The 18,279-nt window shown below is 51.2% G+C and carries 17 protein-coding genes; 5 read left to right on the top strand and 12 right to left on the bottom strand.

Features of this window, described 5'->3' with window-relative positions; genetic code table 11:
* The first annotated feature begins 26 nt into the window (after positions 1-26).
* From ACFODX_RS04745 to ACFODX_RS04725, 5 genes are all read left to right on the top strand, one after another.
* Complete coding sequence (locus ACFODX_RS04745; RefSeq protein ID WP_378116579.1) at positions 27-611, top strand: hypothetical protein; 585 nt, start codon at positions 27-29, stop codon at positions 609-611.
* A complete protein-coding gene (locus ACFODX_RS04740; RefSeq protein ID WP_378116577.1) occupies positions 608-1,348 on the top strand; it encodes a hypothetical protein in 741 nt (246 codons plus the stop codon). The genes ACFODX_RS04745 and ACFODX_RS04740 overlap by 4 nt, the downstream gene beginning before the upstream one ends.
* A gap of 338 nt (positions 1,349-1,686) precedes the next feature.
* A complete protein-coding gene (locus tag ACFODX_RS04735; protein WP_378116575.1) occupies positions 1,687-2,046 on the top strand; it encodes a hypothetical protein in 360 nt (119 codons plus the stop codon).
* Between the two features lie 182 nt (positions 2,047-2,228).
* The gene (locus ACFODX_RS04730) at positions 2,229-2,717 is read left to right on the top strand and encodes an Rrf2 family transcriptional regulator (RefSeq protein WP_331345021.1); all 489 of its coding nucleotides are present in this window, start codon (positions 2,229-2,231) and stop codon (positions 2,715-2,717) included.
* 9 nt (positions 2,718-2,726) lie between these two features.
* Entirely contained in the window at positions 2,727-3,641 is a 915-nt protein-coding gene (locus ACFODX_RS04725) for an NAD(P)/FAD-dependent oxidoreductase (protein WP_378116573.1), read from the top strand.
* A gap of 98 nt (positions 3,642-3,739) precedes the next feature.
* On the opposite strand, the gene ACFODX_RS04720 is transcribed toward ACFODX_RS04725, so the two are convergent.
* The 12 genes from ACFODX_RS04720 to ACFODX_RS04665 form a co-directional block, all read right to left on the bottom strand.
* On the bottom strand, positions 3,740-4,207 hold the full coding sequence (locus ACFODX_RS04720; protein ID WP_378116571.1) for a DTW domain-containing protein: 468 nt from the start codon (positions 4,205-4,207) through the stop codon (positions 3,740-3,742).
* Positions 4,208-4,217: 10 nt separating this feature from the next.
* A complete protein-coding gene (locus ACFODX_RS04715; protein WP_378116569.1) occupies positions 4,218-4,943 on the bottom strand; it encodes a 16S rRNA (uracil(1498)-N(3))-methyltransferase in 726 nt (241 codons plus the stop codon).
* 2 nt (positions 4,944-4,945) lie between these two features.
* Positions 4,946-6,016: a prenyltransferase gene (locus tag ACFODX_RS04710; protein ID WP_378116567.1), complete on the bottom strand. Its 1,071-nt coding sequence runs from the start codon at positions 6,014-6,016 to the stop codon at positions 4,946-4,948.
* A complete protein-coding gene (locus ACFODX_RS04705; RefSeq protein WP_378116565.1) occupies positions 6,013-6,855 on the bottom strand; it encodes a class I SAM-dependent methyltransferase in 843 nt (280 codons plus the stop codon). The genes ACFODX_RS04710 and ACFODX_RS04705 overlap by 4 nt, the downstream gene beginning before the upstream one ends.
* Positions 6,842-8,236 carry a glycosyltransferase family 4 protein gene (locus ACFODX_RS04700; RefSeq protein ID WP_378116563.1) on the bottom strand — a complete coding sequence of 465 codons (1,395 nt, stop codon included), beginning with the start codon at positions 8,234-8,236 and terminating at the stop codon, positions 6,842-6,844. The genes ACFODX_RS04705 and ACFODX_RS04700 overlap by 14 nt, the downstream gene beginning before the upstream one ends.
* 121 nt (positions 8,237-8,357) lie before the next feature.
* Entirely contained in the window at positions 8,358-9,482 is a 1,125-nt protein-coding gene (locus tag ACFODX_RS04695; protein WP_378116560.1) for a DUF5924 family protein, read from the bottom strand.
* Between the two features lie 112 nt (positions 9,483-9,594).
* A complete protein-coding gene (locus ACFODX_RS04690) occupies positions 9,595-9,723 on the bottom strand; it encodes a hypothetical protein (RefSeq protein ID WP_378116559.1) in 129 nt (42 codons plus the stop codon).
* Between the two features lie 202 nt (positions 9,724-9,925).
* On the bottom strand, positions 9,926-10,936 hold the full coding sequence (locus ACFODX_RS04685) for an alpha-L-glutamate ligase-like protein (protein WP_378116557.1): 1,011 nt from the start codon (positions 10,934-10,936) through the stop codon (positions 9,926-9,928).
* Positions 10,933-12,546 carry a UUP1 family membrane protein gene (locus ACFODX_RS04680; protein ID WP_378116555.1) on the bottom strand — a complete coding sequence of 538 codons (1,614 nt, stop codon included), beginning with the start codon at positions 12,544-12,546 and terminating at the stop codon, positions 10,933-10,935. The genes ACFODX_RS04685 and ACFODX_RS04680 overlap by 4 nt, the downstream gene beginning before the upstream one ends.
* A 64-nt stretch (positions 12,547-12,610) precedes the next feature.
* The gene (locus ACFODX_RS04675; protein ID WP_378116553.1) at positions 12,611-13,408 is read right to left on the bottom strand and encodes an ATP-dependent zinc protease family protein; all 798 of its coding nucleotides are present in this window, start codon (positions 13,406-13,408) and stop codon (positions 12,611-12,613) included.
* Between the two features lie 115 nt (positions 13,409-13,523).
* Positions 13,524-14,408 (bottom strand): lysophospholipid acyltransferase family protein, encoded by an 885-nt coding sequence (locus tag ACFODX_RS04670; RefSeq protein ID WP_378116551.1) that lies wholly within the window; start codon positions 14,406-14,408, stop codon positions 13,524-13,526.
* A gap of 150 nt (positions 14,409-14,558) precedes the next feature.
* Positions 14,559-17,996 carry a glycosyl hydrolase gene (locus tag ACFODX_RS04665; RefSeq protein ID WP_378116549.1) on the bottom strand — a complete coding sequence of 1,146 codons (3,438 nt, stop codon included), beginning with the start codon at positions 17,994-17,996 and terminating at the stop codon, positions 14,559-14,561.
* Positions 17,997-18,279 lie beyond the last annotated feature (283 nt).

Raw genomic sequence — 18,279 nt, 5'->3', positions numbered from 1 at the left:
CTTTGCAATAAATAAAGGAGTAATAAATGAGTGAGTCCACGAGAGTAAAAATCAACCTCAAAGAAGGGCTTATAGAACTAGAAGGGTCTGAGAAATTTGTAGGACAATATCTTGATGAGTTTAAAATATTGTTGTCATCTGCACATATAAAATCAACCGATTCTGATATGAATATTGATTCGAAAAATACATCAGAACATCAGCCTACAGAAAACAAAAAGAAATCACCTGCTAAAAAGACAGCAAGCAGTAAAAAGATAGCGCCTAAAGTTCCTGCTGAGAGATTCGACGTGCATGGTAATGACACAACTATATCGCTACAAGCTTTTATGGATGAAAAGAAGCCCGGCACTAAAAATGGAAATTTAATTGTTGTCATTGGCTATTACATAACAGAAATTCTTGGCAATAAAGGTTTCACTCTAGGGCAGATAGAATACGCATATAAGATGCTCAATCTAAAAAGGCCAGGTCACTTAAGACAAATCATGATTAATGAAAAAAATGAGCGTGATTTATTTGAGATGGATGCTGAAGATAAGAATCTGTGGAACTTAACTAGATCAGGCGAAATTTTTGTATCAGACCAACTTCCAGTTAGCGGATCATGAAATTAGAACTTTTTTCTCAAAAGTATGAATTAGTTGAAAAGACAGAGATAGATAAGGTTGTTTTTCTTGCGTATTTTCTACACCAAAACAATGGCGAACAGGAATTCACTGTAAGTGATATTTCCTCGATTATGTTTGCGTTGGGTTTTGCAAAGCCAAATCAAGCTCGTTTAAAAAACAATATTACTAAATCATCATCTTTTATTAAGGGCAGCAAGCAAGGTTTTTTTAAACTATCCGCCAAAAAGCTTTCAGAACTGAGAGTTATAATTCCTGATATATCTGAATCAGAGGAAATTGTTTCAGATGATTCAGTTCTTCCTGAAATTCTCCTAAAAGAAACTAAGAGGCCTTACCTGATAAAACTTGCGCAGCAAATAAATTCATCTTACGAGAATAATTTATTTGATGCCTGTTCATTGATGATGAGAAGACTGTTAGAGGTTTTATTAATTCATTGCTTTGAATCAGCAGGAATTTCTGACTCAGTTAAAGATGATGATGGCAACTTTAAAAATTTAAAGACATTAATAAACACAGCTATATCAAGGGTCGAAATAAAAATATCAAATGATGTAAAAAAAGATATAGATAAATTTCGAGAGCTTGGCAACCTTTCTGCTCATCGAGTTAAATATAATTGCAGGAAAGATGATATTCGAGTTGTAAGACTTGATTACAGAGCGGTAATAGAGGAACTTCTTTATATAAGTAATTTGATTAAGGCTAACTCTTAGGTTGGGTGGCCATGCCAAATAATTTCATCCAATTAAAAAATATTTGCATTACTTCCCAACCCACTTAAATACTAACTTCCACTTCTGCAAATAAACAACAAAATTGAATTATGAATAAAATAAATGGATTTGTTTTATGGCTTTATGTAATCGGAACAGTGATTATCATTAAAGGCTTATTTCGTGCTGGGCTGGCAGAGGGATTTCCGATAATTTTGCTCGGCGTACTCTGCATAGTTGCTGCCTACTATATTGGCAAACAAACTAAGCGTTTTTAGCTCAAAAAAATCTAAACCCACTAAGGCTAGCACCATACAATTCAGTTTTAAGGAAAAAATATGAAGAAACTATTATCAGTGGCAATCATTGCAGCCTCTCAACCATTGTTTGCTGGTGAGTTGTTTTCGTTTGATAAAACTGCAGTGATTTTTAGTTCACTGCAACACATCAAACTAAAATATTCTGATTTAGGTCAATTAGAGCTTTCACCTTATCGTCAACTACAGGTTAGTGAAGTGAATGGAAACTTATTTGCTACTGTGTATTTTTCTTACAAGGAAAATGGCTCAGAAATATTGTATGCATGCGTCAAAGTTGATGAGAATGGAAAACTGATAAAAATGCAGCGGGATATAGAACCCAAAAAAGGTCTTTTTGATCACCCAATGCCTAATTGGAACAGTTGCACGGGAACCTAAGGGTTCTGAACAATAAAAATCACACTACCACCAAGACCAGCCTTTAACTATCCCCATCAAACACACACCCCAATCACGTAACAATAAAAGTTGCATAAGTCGATTTTATGGATTACCTTTTCACGTAACTGATTTAGTTACGTGAAATTCCGCCGTAACATCCGGCGAATAAGAGGTGATACATGAAACGCGATTCCAGACTCTCGGGCGTGCTGCACGTCCTCCTGCATATGGCCGAGGTGGGTACGCCCATGACCTCGGACGCGCTGGCGAAGATGATGAAGACCAACCCGGTGGTGATCCGCCGGGTGCTCGCCGGGCTGCGTGAGCATCAACTGGTCTGCTCGGAAAAAGGCCACGGCGGCGGTTGGAAACTCTGCCGCGAGCTAGACACCATCACCCTGCACGACATCTACCAAGCGCTGGACGAGCCGACATTACTGGCGATGGGCAACCGCACCGAATCGCCCGGATGCTTGGTGGAAGAGGCCGTCAACAACGCGCTCAACAACGCTTTTGCCGAGGCCGAAGCGCTGCTGCTGGCGCGCTTCCGCACCGTTACCCTCGCCCAACTCAGCGCCGATTTCCACCAGCGTATGCAAGCGCGCGGGTTTTCCGGCACCCATGAACATTCCCTTTTTCCCGCTGATGACGCGGCAGATGCAGAGTGAGGTAACCGCATGCAAACCACTTACGATGTGATTGTGATTGGCGGTAGCTACGCCGGTATGGCCGCGGCACTGCAACTCGCGCGCGGCCGCCGCCGTGTGTTGGTGATTGATGGCGGTGTGCGCCGCAACCGTTTTGCATCCCACTCGCACGGCTTGCTCGGGCAAGATGGCAAATCGCCCAGCGCCATCGCCGAAGAAGCCAAAGCGCAGTTGCTGGAGTACCCCAACCTGACATGGTTACAAGGCTTGGTCGATTCCGCTGAAAAAACCGGCGAGCGTTTTACTGTCACTATCGCTGACAACAAAATCGGCAACAACACCTTCACCGCCAAGCGGTTGATCCTCGCCACCGGTGTGAGCGACCACCTGCCCGCCATCACCGGTTTGCAAGACCGCTGGGGCAAAACCGTATTCCACTGTCCCTACTGCCACGGCTACGAATTAAACGAGGGCGCACTCGGCGTGCTCGCCATCAGCGAAGCGTCTTTCCATCAAGCCATGCTGATTCCCGATTGGGGCCCCACCACCTTATTCACCAACAATTGCTTCACGCCCAACGCAGAACAATGCGCACAACTCGCCGCACGCGGTGTGACTATCCAAACAGAAACCGTGACAGAAGTAGCGGGCGAGCAATCAATTATTGTGAAACTCGCCAATGGGCGCTTGGTGGAATTAACAGGATTATTTGTCGCATCACTCACGCAACCTTCAAACCGCATCGCGCAGGATTTAGGTTGTGAAATTGCAGAAAGCCCAATTGGTTTTTACATCAAAACCGATGAACTCAAACAAACCTCCGTCCCCGGCGTATTCGCCTGCGGCGACCTTGCCCGCCCCATGGGCAGCGTCACCTTCGCGATTGGCGATGGCGCACAAGCAGGGTTTGCAACGCATCGATCGTTGATTTTTGAAGGGCACTGACTTGCGATTAAAAATAATTGGGTAGAGATTGAAAAATTGGATATTTGGTTTGTGTTGTAGCCTGTTATGTTGGGGTTCGTGCCTCACCCCAACCTACATTAATTGCAGATTTTTGAATTGAAAATCGCGAACGCTGCATTCAAACACGCGGCAATATCGGTGTGATTTTTTGCTTTGAGTATTTCCATTACGCACTCAGCGGTACACAAACCACCCTCGGGTTGATTGCGTCTGAGCTGATACCGGGAAATTTGCTGCGGGTTAATTTGTGCTCTGGGCAAACTTTTTAGATAGGGGCTGCGATTAAATATTTTGCGTGCTTCTTGCCAAGTGGCATCCAGCACAATGATATTTTCAAAGGATTCTATCGGTGCAACATCGGCATCATCAACCGGGTAAAGCAATACCGTATTACCTTGATTGATTGCATCTAACAAAAATGGGTTAGGTTCGTTTCTCGCCCATACTATTCGCTCTACAATCTCCGGCGCAGCATTTTTTGCCAACACACCGGTGTTTGTGGGGCGTAATAGTTCGCGTTCATGGGTGAGTAAAAATATTTTCATTTTCTAAGTATTAAAAATCCCCCCACAAATACTGCACCAAACTAATCGCAGCAACTGGTGCTGTTTCAGTGCGTAATACTCTTGGGCCTAAGGTCAGCGCGTTAAAGTCCTGCTCCAGTGCATGGGCGATTTCGCGTTCGCTTAGGCCGCCTTCGGGGCCGATTAATAGTGTGACGCTTTCGGGTTGTTGCTCTGCCGGTAGGGTTTTGCTGTCGCGGTGATGGAGTACAAAACGTAAATCGGATTTCACTTGTGGCAGCCAGTCAGAAATTTGTACGGGCGAATGTAAAACGGGTAATAAATTGCGCTGGCACTGTTCGCAGGCGCTGATAAGGATTTGCTGCCAGCGGTCGTGCAGTTTTTCCTGGCGGTCGCCGCCTATTTTTACTTCGGTGCGCTCGGTAATAAGGGGTGTAATTTTGGTCACGCCCAGCTCGGTGGCTTTTTGTAGTACCCATTCAAACCGTTCACCGCGTGAAATACCAATCGCCAATTCTAACTCCAGCGGCGATTCACGGTTTTCCACGCTGTGTTCGGCAACACTCACGGTGACATGTTTTTTAGTAACATCGTGAATGGTCGCTGCAAATTCTCCGCCGGCGCCATTAAATAAAATTAATTCGCGGCCCGGTTGCATACGCAGCACTTTGCTCAGGTGATGGGATGCAGCCTCCTCCAATTGGATGAGCTCGCCGCTTAATAAATTCTGTTCAGTAAAAATTCGGGGAATACGCATAACTAGTGTTCTGTAGTGAGTGGTTCCGCATAAGCGATGGGTGATAAGGCCGACTGCAAAAATAGATTGGCGGCAGCGGTATGCTGGGTGATGGCATCGGCTGCCAATAAAATCGCACCGGCGGTCCAGGTGGTTTTTTCGCGCGGCCAGATAACATCGTCGCGAAAATTATAGCCAGTCCAATAACCGCCATCTTCGTCTTTAAATTGAAATAGCCAGCTAAATAAATTAACGGCTTTCGCGTGTTCGCCAGCCGCTAATAATGCGAGCGTGAGTTCACAGGATTCGGCAACCGTCACCCAGGGTTCATCGCTCACACAGCGGCAACCAATAGTCGGCTCGACAAAAGTTTTCCATTTTTCATCGATGCGCTGCTGCGCCGCTTTGCCTTCCACCACGCCGGTAAGAATGGGATAAAACCAATCCATGGAAAAACGGGTTTTGGGTTCCCAGGTGCGGTCAAAACATTCTGGATGATGGCGTAAGGTATTGCCGAGTTTTTGGTGCGCCGCACGCCATTGCGCGGCAGGCTCACCCAATTGTTCAGCACATAAAATAGCGCATTCAAGGCTTTTATAAATGGAGCTGGAGGCTGTGACTAATGCATCTTTTTTAGCGCTGCCATCTTGCGCCACAGCCCAATAAATTTCGCCAGTCGGCGCTTGGTAGCGCAATACAAAATCGATGGCTTTTTGCACGGCAGGAAAACAATCGCGCAAAAATTTTACATCCTGCGTGATTAAAAAATAATGCCAAACGCCGGTGGCAATATAAGCAATGAAATTGGTTTCGCGATGATTTTTATCCACCGCTTCATCACCCAAATAATTTGCCCACCAACTGCCATCGGGCAATTGTTCTTGCATGAGCCATTGGTAAGCGCGCCGTGCGGCGGCGTATTCACCGCCAATGGTTAAACCCATGGCCGCTTCAATATGATCCCAAGGATCAGCCTTGCCATTGACAAACCAGGGAATGCAGCCGTTGGGTAATTGGGTTTGCACAATATAATTGATGGTCGGGCGCAACAACTGCGCGGGAAAAAAGCCTTTGGTGAGTAATAAATTTTTCATGCCTCACCGCCCCTTGACTGTATAACCCCCTCCCTGCCTCCCCCTTCATAAGGGGGAGGAGTAATTTTCTCTCGGACTCTCTCTTCATCAGGAGGAGTAATTTCCTCCCCTGCCAAGGGGAGGCTTAGGGTGGAGTCAATTTTTTTAAAATACATCACCACACTTTTTCCCATTATTGGATTCAGCAATTTTTCCAGCGTTTGGGTGAGCCAGGGTTTTTCCATTAAATCCCACACCAATAAACGGTGATAAAGTTTAATCAGCGGATTGGTGTCCTGCGTTTTCCACCACAAACATTTCATCCACCAAAAGGGTGAATGCAGTGCGTGCGCCCAGTGGCGTTTATAAAATTGAAAGGACTGCTGTTCAATTTCGCGGCGTAAATGCTCGCCGTTAAAAATACGAATATGGCCGCCTTCTACCTGATGATATTCCTCACTTAACCACCAGCAGATTTTTTCTGGCCATGCACGCGGCACGGTAATAGCCAGCAAGCCACCGGGTTTGAGTATGCGCTGAATTTCAGCTAATACGCTTTGGTAAGCCGGAATATGTTCCAGCACTTCGCTGCAAATAATTTTATCGAAACTGTGATCGGAAAAGGGCAAACGGGTGGCATCTGCCTGTTGCAAATAAAAATGTTTATTGGCAGATGCTTGATCAAAGGGTACAAATCGTTCACGCGATGTAAGCAAATCGCGATGGTTTAAATCCACACCGATGGCGACTACATCACCATGCAGATAAGCATTAATCACATGGCGGCCTTCGCCACAACCAAGATCCAGTACGCGGTCGCCCGCTGCCAAGGGAAAATCGCGAAAATTAATCGTAAGCATTTTGTACTTGCTCACCCGATAGTTCACGATTGCTAATCGGATCGTCTTGTTGCTGATTCAAAACTTGGAAATAAAAACGTTCCATTTTTTTCCCTACGCAATCCCAACTTAATTGTTGCAGGATATGCTCACGCCCTTTTGCGCTTAATTGCTCACGCGCTTGATTATCAAGCAACAAATCGCGTAATGCCTGTTGCAAATCATCTGTATTACCGGCGCGCACCAAGCGCGCGGCATCGCCCACCACTTCCGGCAAGGCACCGCCATCGCTACAAATTAATGGCACACCGCAGGCCATTGCCTCTGCTGCAGGCAAACCAAAACCTTCATAGAGTGATGGCACTATGGCAATGCTGGCGTGAGCATATTGCTCCACCAATTCACTGTTACTGATGCCGGATTTAAATTGCACACTCTCTTGCAAGTTCAACGCTTGTAATTCTTTTTGGGTCTCGCCGTTTTCTTTTAATTTTCCGATCACCACTAATTGCAGTTCAGGAAATTCACTGCGCAGCGCGGCGATGGCGCGCAGCAATACGCTTAAACCTTTTAGCGGTTGGTCAGAAGACGCGGTGGTAATTAACCTAAGCGGAATACGCGCAATCCCTGCAAGCGGTTTAAAAATGTTGGTATCGACACCGTTGGGAATCACGTGAATTTCTACTGCTGGGCGACCAAATGCCTGCGCAATATCGCGCCGGGATTGTTGCGACACGGTGATGACATGCTGCAGTTTTTGCACCACAGTTTTTTGCATACCCAAAAAACTGTACCAGCGTTTAATTAACCAACGCTGACCTTTTTCAGTGGCGGCAGCGAGGGCGAGATCGCGGTCTTGGGTGATGGGGTGATGCACGGTGGCGATAATATTTACGCCGCGTTTTTGCAGCGCAAGCAAACCGTAACAGAGGCTTTGGTTGTCATGCACTATGTCGTAGTGCGGATTGTGTTGTTTGAAATATTTCACCAAGCGACGGCCAAAACAATAAGGCTCACCAAAGGCGCCACTTAATTTACTCCACCACTCGTAAAAATCCGCGAGCGATAAACAATGTTTTAATTTGAGTGCACGCGTGGGGTTGGGATGCGCGTATAAATCCAAACTCGGCAGCTTGATGAGCCTGACACGCGAATCTAATTCGGGGTAAGGCGGGCCGGAAATAACATCCACCTCATGCCCTAAATCCACCAATGCTTTGCTCAAATACTGGAGATAAATCCCCTGCCCGCCCACATGCGGATGGCTGCGATAACCCAGCAAGGCAATGCGCAAGCTGGTGCTGCGCTGCAGGGGCGATGGCGCGGCTGAGGCGGCGGCAGGCGAGTGATCAGGGGCCTGATCGCAAGCGCGAGTCTGGTGAGTAACCGGCAAATAGGACATGGATAGGTTTACCTTAAACGTTGCGCGCATTATAGGCGCAGCAAGGCCCCCGGCTCCAAATAACTCTTGTGCTCTAGCCATAGTCTCAAACGCTAATTGCACGCAAGTTGTGGCCGCAGAATTACTCGGTTATTGCTTTTAGTTTTTCTTTCATCGCCGCATCGGGAGCCAGCGCGGGCAATGAGGAGCTGGCAGAGCTAGCAGCGCGGCGCTGGCCGGTATCGCCCACCCGCTGTTCAACCACCCGGAAGCGCACTATGCCGATTAATTGGTCAGTCTCGGTCACTACCCTGACTTGCCAGCGCCCAAGGGGCTGTTGCGGAAAATTCATTTTGTGCGACCAGGCGCGATAGCCAGCGGCGCGCCCGCCACTGATATCCAGTGGCACCTTATCGACCAGTTGGCCATTGAGTCGCCACTCGTGATAAATCCGCTCGTTTAAACCGCGCGGGGCACGGATTGAGGTATAGGCATACAACCCCCGTTGCAGCTGTTGCTGCTCGACTATTTTCAGTTGGTTTAACGGTGCGCGGGTGTTGCTATCAATCTGCGAACTGACCGCTGCCTGGGTTAACCAGAGGGTCGCCGGGGGCATCCAGGGGCGCACTTTGAGGGCGATGGCCAGGGTTATTAGCGCCACTACACCAATAATCACTAGCCGCTGCCACCAGCGCCAGGGCAATTCAACGGCAACACTGGGCAGGGTGATGGCCAGCGCTATAGCCAGTGACCACACATAGGTTTTGGCAGTGGGCAGTTGGAAAATAATCGGCAGGGCGGTGAGCAAAACCGCAAACAGGGTGATGCCGTGAAAACACAGATAAAACCAGCGGCGCAGGGACAACCAGCGGAAATAAATTGGATCGATAATCGACACCAGCGCAGCAATAAACAAGAGGCTGGTAAATACACTCTGCCCGGTATTCCAGGCGGTGCTGATAAAGAAAAAGGGGATAATAAAAAACAGGCTTTCCTGATGTACCAACTGGGTGAAATAACCCAGCAGCGGCGCCGGCAATTGCACACCAAACCACTGCGCCACCGAGCGGCGCAATACTTTCTCCAGGGTGAGCCAAGCCCAGCTCACCAGCATAAAGACCGCAATAAACTGGGCCAGCTGCTCCTTGCGCTCTACCAGAAAAAAACTGGCCAACCCCGAGCTAAAACCAAACAGGGGAATTACCCAGGGAAAACGCTCGGTGAGTGCCACCAGCCGTGGCACCCAGGCTTTTAAGCAACTAAACATACTCCGCCATGCCAAACTCCGGCTGCTGTGTTTACGCCAAACGTGGCTACACAGGTTATCACTGGCGGGATCAGGTTTTTGTTGTTTTCACCACAGTATGGCGAGTTGGCAATTAGTGTTGGCGCCCTGCATCAACGTGTTTATCCACCGCTGCCAGTGCCAATCCACCCACAAACAACAATACCAATACCACCACCAAAGAAGCTGTTGCTACTACGCCAGATACAAACATAATTTTCACTCCATCTCAGGTTAATGCACCTAAACACTGTGCCCTCGGGAGTAGATTGCGCCTTTGGCTGGGGATGGTTTTTGATATGAATCAAGGGATTTTTTGCGGAGTTTGATGTGGCGCAAACTTGGGCCGAAAGCCGTTTTTAACAGCGCGCCAATTAGATGGGATTTTTCAGTGACGGCATCCTTGCCGGGAAATTTGCCAGGCCTTACAAACCGTCTGCCGTGAAGGTTTTCATCACGTAATCCACCCGCTGTTCGGCGGTGCGGTGCATGCGCGGTTTGAGGGATTCGATATGGCGCAGGCGTGGCAGCAGGCCGCGACCATTGGCGACTTGAATCGCCAGACCGGGGCGGGCGTTTAATTCCAGCAGTTGCGCGCCGCGCACCTTGTCCAATACCAGGTCGGTGCCTATGTAACCCAGGCCGGTCATTTCATAGCACTTGGAGGCGAGCAAGAGCCAGTTGCGCCAGTCGGCGATCTGGATTTCATCGAGCGCGCGTTTGGTATCCGGGTGATGGGTGACCGGTTTGGAGTGCTGCACGGCTTTGAGTGCGCGGCCGGTGGCTATATCCAGCCCCACCCCCACGGCGCCCTGGTGCAGGTTGGCTTTGCCATCGGACTTGTGGGTCGCGAGGCGCAACATGGCCATCACCGGGTAGCCTTTGAAGATGATGATGCGGATATCCGGCACACCTTCGTAGGAGTAATCCTTGAAGTAGTCATCGAACTGGATCAAGTCCTCGACTATCACCACATCCGGCTTGCCACCCAGGGAATACAGCCCGGCGAGGGCGTTGGTCATGTGGCGGCGGATATCTTCAATGGTGATTTCCACCCCGGAGGATTTGATGAACTTATCGCCCTTGCGGCCGATGATCACCAGAATCCCCTTGCCGCCCGAACCCTTGGCCGGTTTGACCGCAAAGGCCTCCAGCGCCATGAGTTTGTTTTCAATGGTGGCAATTTCGTGCTGGGCATTGACCACAAAAAACAGCTTGGGTGTGGCGACTTCGTACTCTTCCGCGAGCAGTTTGGTTTTGAGTTTGTTATCCACCAGAGGAAACAAACTGCGCGGGTTGTAGGTGGCGATAAAGTCGTGGTTGCGGCAGTTCATGCCAAGTATGCCCATGCGCTTTAAGCGCCAAGGGCTGACCCAGGAATTCCACCAGCGTTTGATGCCCTTGCCCGTGTTAGGCGCAGCAGGTGCCTGACTCATGCATCGGCTCCTTTATTGTTGTCATTCTTGGGGCTGTCATTTTTTGGGCTGTCGTTGGTTTTGGCTGAGTCGATAAATTTGCCCTGCTCGGCGTTATCCACCATGGCGCGGAAACGGCGCAGTTCAGACAGTTTGTAACCGGTGTATTGACCCATCAGCATAATCAGCGCGAGCGCAACCAAATTCAGCTCGGGGAAGTTAAAGGTAAGGTGGCCGACCAGCGACAACTGCATCAAGGCGTAGGCCAATACCGCAACCAGCAGGCTGCCGCCGCCCTGCACCATAACCTCTTTAGGGCCTTCTTCCTCCCAGAGGATGGACATACGCTCAATCGTCCAGGCGATGATAATCATCGGGAAGAAAGTAATGGTCATGCCGGTATTCAAGCCCATTTGGTAACCCACCAGGCTCAGCACCGAGATAATAAAAATCACCAGCACCACAAGCGTGGCGATCCGCGAGATCAGTAAGAGGTTGAGCCGCGACAGGTAAGTGCGCAGCACCAGACCCATAGCCACCACGGTGATAAAACTGACCAGACCCAGTACCAGCGAGGTCTGCAAAAACGCCATGGCGATCAAAATCGGCATAAAAGTACCGGAGGTTTTCAGGCCGATAATAATGCGCATAAACACCACCACCAAGGCGCCCATCGGCAGCAGTAACAGCAGTTTAAACATGCTCTGCTCTTCAATCGGCAGGTGTTGGATGCTCAGTACACTGAAGGCGCTGTCCTTGTTTTGCGCCTTGAGCAGATCCAGCGCCGGTACGGTTTGGTGGATCATGGAGAAGCTCACCCGCGAGCGATTGCCGCCGGCAACATCCAGAATGGATTCACCGCCGGTATGCCAGAGCAGCAGATTTTGCGGAACACCCTGCTCACCGGTAGTGGGGTTAAACAATACCCAGCCTTTGTCGTCGTAGACCTGTACCAGACGGGTCAGGTTTTGGTGGCGACGGGCATCTTCCAAATACAAACCCAGTGCCGGGCGCGCGGGAATACCGGCTTGATTGAGTAGTTTCTCCAACAGCACAGATTTATCGCCCTGGCCGGCAAGCAAGAGGGCGGCGTTTTGATCCAGGTTTTCTGTGTTGAGCAATTTGATTAGCTCACGCGCGAGGCTGCGCGCATTGCTGGATTTGGACCAGGCGGTATCCAGTACTTGCTGCGCCGCAGTTTCCTGCGATGAACCGTCCCAGTCGACCAAGCGACTCAGAGGTTGTTCCGTTACTTCCGCGGGCTGGGCGTCCTCGGCCTCCATAAACTGGGTTTTGTAGTAAATAGTCTGGGCACCCACTGCCTCGCGTTTGGACCATTCACCGCGGCGCACACCATTTTCACTCACCACCGAATAGCCATAGCCCGGCGCGGCAGCTTGCTCGCTAAAGCTGCGGTAACCGGGTGGGTTATCGGGCAAGCCCAAACGCGCCGTTACCGGTTCGCCGGTGGCGTCAAAGTCGATCCGGGCTTCGATCAACCACACTGGTTTTTGTACACCCGGCACAAAGGGAATTTCCATTTGCACATGGCGCATCCAGGCAGTGACCAAACCGACCAGCATCAGCAGGCCAATCACGGTATAAAAGGGGGCACGGGAAGGTTTTTGCATGGGGACATCCTTAACAGGCGGGGCTTGCAGGGCCGGTGTGGTTCACCGGCCAGGAATTAAAAAGTTAGTTTTTGGGCGCGGCGTCTTCAGCGCGCTGCAGCGGAGCCAGGTAATTGCCGCTCACATCGACCAACATCACATCGCGCAGCAGGTTGCGACCAATCAACATGGGGAATTCCGAATCGCTGCGATCCGCCAATACAAACTCACCGCGCTGGCTGAGCTTGCCAATGGTGAAGCGAATTTCCACTACCGGGCGGCGGTCGGGGTTGGTGCTGGTGGCGGTCTGCACCGTTTGGAAACGCAAACGCTTGCGCTCCAGTACATGCGGCTCTTTGGTTTCGGGGTTGTAGATGGTGAAACGCACCCACTCTTCGCTGTTGCGTTCAAACATCTGGATATTGCGCGCATCTATCACCGAGTTGGCGACGTTGGTGCTGATACGCGCCTGCATCACAAAATTCAAACCGGCAATCAAGGCCTGTTCGCGCAGGCCAACAATTTGTTTGTCGCTCAGCGGCGGTTGGCTGCTGAGGAATTTTTCTGGCGGCGGGGGCGGCGGGCAGTCCATTTTGGGCTGCGCCGGTGCATGAATTACCTTGGGTTGTTCTTCCAGCAGGGTTTGCTGCACGCTCAGTTGGGTTTGCACCTTTTGCAGCTGCTCGATCAGGCTTGCCTGTTGTTGGGCAATCACCTGGTTTTGCTCTTGCTGTTTAACCAGACACTCGCGCGCACCCGCTAATTCAGTTTGGGTTTGGGCTAACTTTTGCTGGGTACAGGCGCTCAGGGAGATCACTGCCATCACCGCAAGGGTCAGGTTGCGCACAGGGCGGCCTGCCAATAACAAGGTATTTTTATTCATCACCACAACCGGAAGTTTCAGAAAAACATTATTAAGGATTAGTTGTGCGCTAATTGTAGCCGCTGGTATTTGTTAACACATCCTTGCCTTGCAATTTACGCTTCCCTGTTGTGCATCATTTTAGTTGATAGCGCCGCTGGTATTCCGGCGGCAGGCGGCGGAAACGTTTGTATTCCCACTGGTACTGCGCCGGTGCGCGGCGCACACAGGCCGCGACACTCTCATTCAAACCCGCCACTGAAGTGGGTTGGTCTTCGCTGTAAATGGCGCTATCCGCCTCTATCACTACCATCTTGAAACCGCCGGGCACCCGCTCGGCATAACAGGCGCACACGGCACAACCGGTGCGCTGGATCAAACCGTGTACCAGTGTCATGGTGAGCGCCGGCTGCCCCATAAATGGCGCGATTTCGCCGCCCGCATCACGCGCCGGAACCTGGTCGGGCAATATGCCCACAATCGTTCCGGCTTGAAGCGCCTTGAATAACATCATCACGCCTTTGCGATTGGTGGGCGCCATGGAGATATTCAATTTACTGCGCCCGGCCAGCACCAGCTCATCCATTTTGGGGTTTTCTACCGGCTGGTACATAGCAGTCAGGCGCGCCACGCTGGCTAAATAAGGGGCGACAACTTCCCAATTGCCGTGGTGGGGCGCGAGTACCAGTACCCCTTTGCCCTCCGCCAATTTGGCACGCAGCAGATCATCGCCCTCTTTGGCGACAATTTTGTTATCCAACCACTGCCAGGAGTGACGCCAAATGGCACCGGCTTCCATCGCGGTTTTACCCGTCTCCTGCAGACTCTGTTTAGCCAGGGCCTGCTGCTGTGCAGGCGATAATTCCGGAAAACACAGGCTGATATTTTCGCGGGTGATTTTGGCCGCACGGCTATTTAGCAACCACAGGCAGCGTCCGATCAGGCTACCCATAAACCGCAAAACGCCCAGGGGTAAACGCGCAATAAGTTTGATCAGCAGCGGAGCTATATGATCTTTCATAGGGTAAACACCCGTTTCACACAAAGTGCGCGCAGCTTACCGGAAATCCGCCACTGACACAGTAGCCACGGAATAAGCGCCCATAAAAAAACCGGCGCACTGGGCGCCGGTAAAGGTTGGGAGGGTTATCAATACAAACTGTGGAATGGGTTATTGCACTATCCACTGGTGTTGCTGGTTATTGTTGTTAGCTTCACCACGGGTAGCGGTGCTGACGGTGAAGTAGTAGTTCAGGGCTGTACCCGGTGACACATTGGGGATAGTCACCTCAAAGCTATTACCTACCACGCGGGTCATGTTGTTCCAGCCGGGGGTAAACACCCAGGCCCAGTTCAGGTTTTCGTTGGTGGTAAAGGTGATTTTCACCCCGCCGTTGCTGTAGCTAGCGGTAGTGGTGTAAGCCACTGGTGCACCATTTGGCATTACCGCGGTAGCGCTGTAGCCCGATCCGGTTGAGGACGAACTGGAGCTGCTGCTGGATGACAGCGAGGAGCTGGACACACTCGATGGCACAGACGAGCTGGAGACGCTGGACGGCGCCGAGCTGCTGGACAAGCTGGAAGTAGAGGAAGCGCCGGCATAGGTTACTGAGGTCCAGCTGTTTTCCACTGGGCCTGGGTAGAACACCTGACCAGTCGCCGGGCTGAAGGTATAGAAGCGAGCTTCCACCAGGTCGCCAGCGGCATAGATACCTGAGCGGGTTGCGCGGTAGGTATAGGTGCCATCGCCATTGTTAGTCTCGCCGCCAGCTTGTGCTTGCAGGTCGATCACCACGTAATCCTGATTGCCGTTGCGACGGGCAAACAAGTGCACCTGCTGTTTACGCTCGGGCAGGCGAATACTGAACTGCATGCCACCGTTAGCTACCGCCACCATTTGCACCACACCGGTAGTCACAGCCGAGGAAGAAGAGCTGGATACCGACGATGAACTCAGGGATGAAGAACTTACTGACGAAGAACTTTGCGATGAAGAGCTGACAGAGGACGGGCCACAGAAGCCTGAACTGCAAGAGGACTGGGTACTTTGGCTGGATGAAGACAAGCTGCTGGGAGCCGAGCTGCTGATGCTGGATACCGAACTGGATGACACAGGCACTACCACACCGGTCTGCACCTTGAGTTCGCCCGGATTCACCATCAGCGTGGTGCCATCGTTAAAGGTCACATTTTTGGCGTTAACGGCACTGGCGTTGTAGGCAACGTAGGTGCGCTCATTACCCTTGCGGAAGACCGCGAAGGTTGGGTGATTGGTAGCCACTACCTCATTATCAATACGGCCATAGCGGTGGAAGGTTTTGATCCAGGCATAGGTATTGGCAAGGGAGTTACCCTCTTCCGTGAAAGACGCCGGGCCAGCTACCGAATTGCGCATACGACCTTCGTTGGCATCAAAGTTAGCCAGCGCAGCTACCGGGTCATAAACCGCTTGATAGGCATAGAAGATCGCATCCCACATAGTAAACATGGTGCGGCCATTGGCCATGTACTCAAAGTTCTTGCGCGCATACTCAGGGTATTGGCCCAAATAGAGCGAACCTGACTGGATCGGCAGCAGAATAATGCCGTGCATAGCTTCCGGCAGCGCACTGAACCAGGTGGCATAGTCGGTTTTGCCACCCCATACCAGCGACGCCATGGGGCGTTTGTAGGCAGGGTGATAGTTCTCTTCATGCACGTTGTTCCAGTATTCCTGGATGGCGGTCATCTCGGTGGTATAGAGGAAGATACCCGCATCGCGCACGGCGGTATTGCCGGTTTCTTCACCCCAGAGGATCATCGCCGTCCAAGCGTTCATCGCTTCCGAGGAGGATTCATTGTTATTGCCCGCACCAAAACGCGCATGGCCAGACGCCCAGGAGTGACCGGCGTAGATGTCGAAGTTGCGCAGGAAGGGGAACATTTTGCCGGTGGTGCTGGTGGCCGGGTTGCGTGGACGCTCCCAGTTGCCGTAGTCGCGCATCAACAACTCGATCATGCCGCCAAACTGCTGGGGCTGGGCCCAGTTTTTGTCGTTGCGCGCCAATTCAGCCGCCGCACGCACAAAATAGCCATAGTGGAAGTGGTGGTCATTAAGCTCTTTCAGGCTGCCAAAGCTGCCATCAATACCCAGCATGGTGCCCCAGTTGCTGTTGTAGTAGAACAGGTTTTTGGCAAAGGGCGATGGCTCCAGGTCATCGATCACGTCGGCTTTTAACCAGCCTTCCAAACGCCATTTCAACTCGTCTTTAAATTGAGTCTCGGCAGCGGTATTGCCGGTTTGTTGCGCGAGCGGGATAAGGGTGGCGATTTTGCCCAGGCGCTTGCCGGTGTAGTAGGTATCGCGGTTGCTGAACACCTCCGAGCGAACGTTGTTAACCAAACCGGAGAGGCGGGTTTTATCCGCTTGCTCAGTCACGGCGGGCATAGCCGGAATCACACCCTGGAAGGCAACGGCGGTGGTGAAAGAAGAGCCTTCGGCCAACTTCATGTTACCGCGCGGGGTGAAATAGCTATCGCCAGTCAGGGTCACACCGCCAGCCAGCTTGCGCCACTGGTGCGGATACAGGCCCATCAGGGTGCCAGTACCCGTAGATTCGGCGTAGTTGTTGGTGGTAACCGCGTAGGTGCTCAGCAACTTGCTGTCACTGGCGCGATAGTTCCAGCTCACTTGCGAACCGGTCACGTGGTTGTAGGCGTATTTGGTCATTAACGGCAGCGCTGCGCGATTGGGCAGTGCGGCTACGCTGAAGTATTTTTTACCCGCCGGCAGGTTAGCGGTAATGCTTGAGGTGCCCAAACCTGTCCAGGTGGTGCCGGCAGGGGCAAACGCCGCATAGTTGCGACCTTGGACCGAGAAGCCAATCACCGCGGAACTGCTGTTACCCGACCAGATTTCTGGCGTTTTAGCGGCTGCGGGTGCGGTGGAGTGGGTAGAGAAAATAATGCGTGGGTTGCCGTTGGTGTAATTCGCAAACACATAGGGCGAACCGTGACCAAACGTCACATCCATAGCGGCTGCACCGGCTTCCATACGGGTAGTCACGTACCAGTCGCTGTAATCGTGCACCTTGGCGGTGAAATTGCCGCTGGCCGCCGAGTTACCCAACACAAAATCCAATTCTTTGAAGTACACAGTCTCGTGCATGGGCTGCTCAATACCATTCACCCATTGGGTGGCCGGTGCCGGCATAGTGCCCACAAACGCATAATCAATCGCCCAGAAATCCTCAAGGCGCGGTGAATACAAACGTACACCGTTAATTTCCGGTTTGATGGCAAAGGGGTGCGCATAACTCACATTGTGCGAACCGCGGGTGCCCCAGTCCTGCCAAGGCTGGTTAGTGCCTTCCCACAGGATCGAACTCCACCAGGAGTTGGTGGGCATCGGCTGGTTAGCCAGATTGCTGGTGATGTGTTTGGTGGTCTGCACATCGCGGTTGTCGGGAATTGCCAGGTCGATACGGCCGTCCCAATTGGTCAAATAGCTGCCCGCACCTACCGGAATAGGGTTGTTGGTCGGGGTAGTGCTCGGTGGCGGATTGGGAACCTGGGCCGCCAGCTGGGTTGCTGTCAGCAATAGCGCTGCAGCGGAAATGATTGCTTTCATGTTCACCTCATCAGTGACAGGGAGTTGTTATCAATTATTCAACTGGATGATGCCGGGGTTACCGAGCCCTGTGAGCTAGCTGCCAAGAGCAACTGGCGGCCTGTTGTTATTAGAAAGAGTGACTCACTTTTCAATAACCCTGTGCTATCAGAATCCTCCTGTCGGCGACCGGAATCGTCCCAGTTTTGAGTTCTGCCGCAAGGTGGTATAAAAACCTGCGCCACAGCACAAGATTTCTATAAAAATCAAAAAGATAGGATGGTTACCCCAGGTAACAACAGCC

The sequence above is a fragment of the Cellvibrio fontiphilus genome, assembly GCF_042646205.1.
Taxonomy (GTDB): domain Bacteria; phylum Pseudomonadota; class Gammaproteobacteria; order Pseudomonadales; family Cellvibrionaceae; genus Cellvibrio; species Cellvibrio fontiphilus_A.
This window is presented reverse-complemented; position numbering and strand designations above follow the sequence as displayed.

Coding starts and splice junctions, on each gene's coding strand:
- ACFODX_RS04700 (WP_378116563.1), bottom strand. CDS start 8,236: ATGTCCTATTTGCCGGTTACTCACCAGACTCGCGCTTGCGATCAGGCC.
- ACFODX_RS04730 (WP_331345021.1), top strand. CDS start 2,229: ATGAAACGCGATTCCAGACTCTCGGGCGTGCTGCACGTCCTCCTGCAT.
- ACFODX_RS04675 (WP_378116553.1), bottom strand. CDS start 13,408: ATGAATAAAAATACCTTGTTATTGGCAGGCCGCCCTGTGCGCAACCTG.
- ACFODX_RS04715 (WP_378116569.1), bottom strand. CDS start 4,943: ATGCGTATTCCCCGAATTTTTACTGAACAGAATTTATTAAGCGGCGAG.
- ACFODX_RS04710 (WP_378116567.1), bottom strand. CDS start 6,016: ATGAAAAATTTATTACTCACCAAAGGCTTTTTTCCCGCGCAGTTGTTG.
- ACFODX_RS04695 (WP_378116560.1), bottom strand. CDS start 9,482: ATGTTTAGTTGCTTAAAAGCCTGGGTGCCACGGCTGGTGGCACTCACC.
- ACFODX_RS04670 (WP_378116551.1), bottom strand. CDS start 14,408: ATGAAAGATCATATAGCTCCGCTGCTGATCAAACTTATTGCGCGTTTA.
- ACFODX_RS04745 (WP_378116579.1), top strand. CDS start 27: ATGAGTGAGTCCACGAGAGTAAAAATCAACCTCAAAGAAGGGCTTATA.
- ACFODX_RS04665 (WP_378116549.1), bottom strand. CDS start 17,996: ATGAAAGCAATCATTTCCGCTGCAGCGCTATTGCTGACAGCAACCCAG.
- ACFODX_RS04725 (WP_378116573.1), top strand. CDS start 2,727: ATGCAAACCACTTACGATGTGATTGTGATTGGCGGTAGCTACGCCGGT.
- ACFODX_RS04735 (WP_378116575.1), top strand. CDS start 1,687: ATGAAGAAACTATTATCAGTGGCAATCATTGCAGCCTCTCAACCATTG.
- ACFODX_RS04705 (WP_378116565.1), bottom strand. CDS start 6,855: ATGCTTACGATTAATTTTCGCGATTTTCCCTTGGCAGCGGGCGACCGC.
- ACFODX_RS04740 (WP_378116577.1), top strand. CDS start 608: ATGAAATTAGAACTTTTTTCTCAAAAGTATGAATTAGTTGAAAAGACA.
- ACFODX_RS04680 (WP_378116555.1), bottom strand. CDS start 12,546: ATGCAAAAACCTTCCCGTGCCCCCTTTTATACCGTGATTGGCCTGCTG.
- ACFODX_RS04720 (WP_378116571.1), bottom strand. CDS start 4,207: ATGAAAATATTTTTACTCACCCATGAACGCGAACTATTACGCCCCACA.
- ACFODX_RS04685 (WP_378116557.1), bottom strand. CDS start 10,936: ATGAGTCAGGCACCTGCTGCGCCTAACACGGGCAAGGGCATCAAACGC.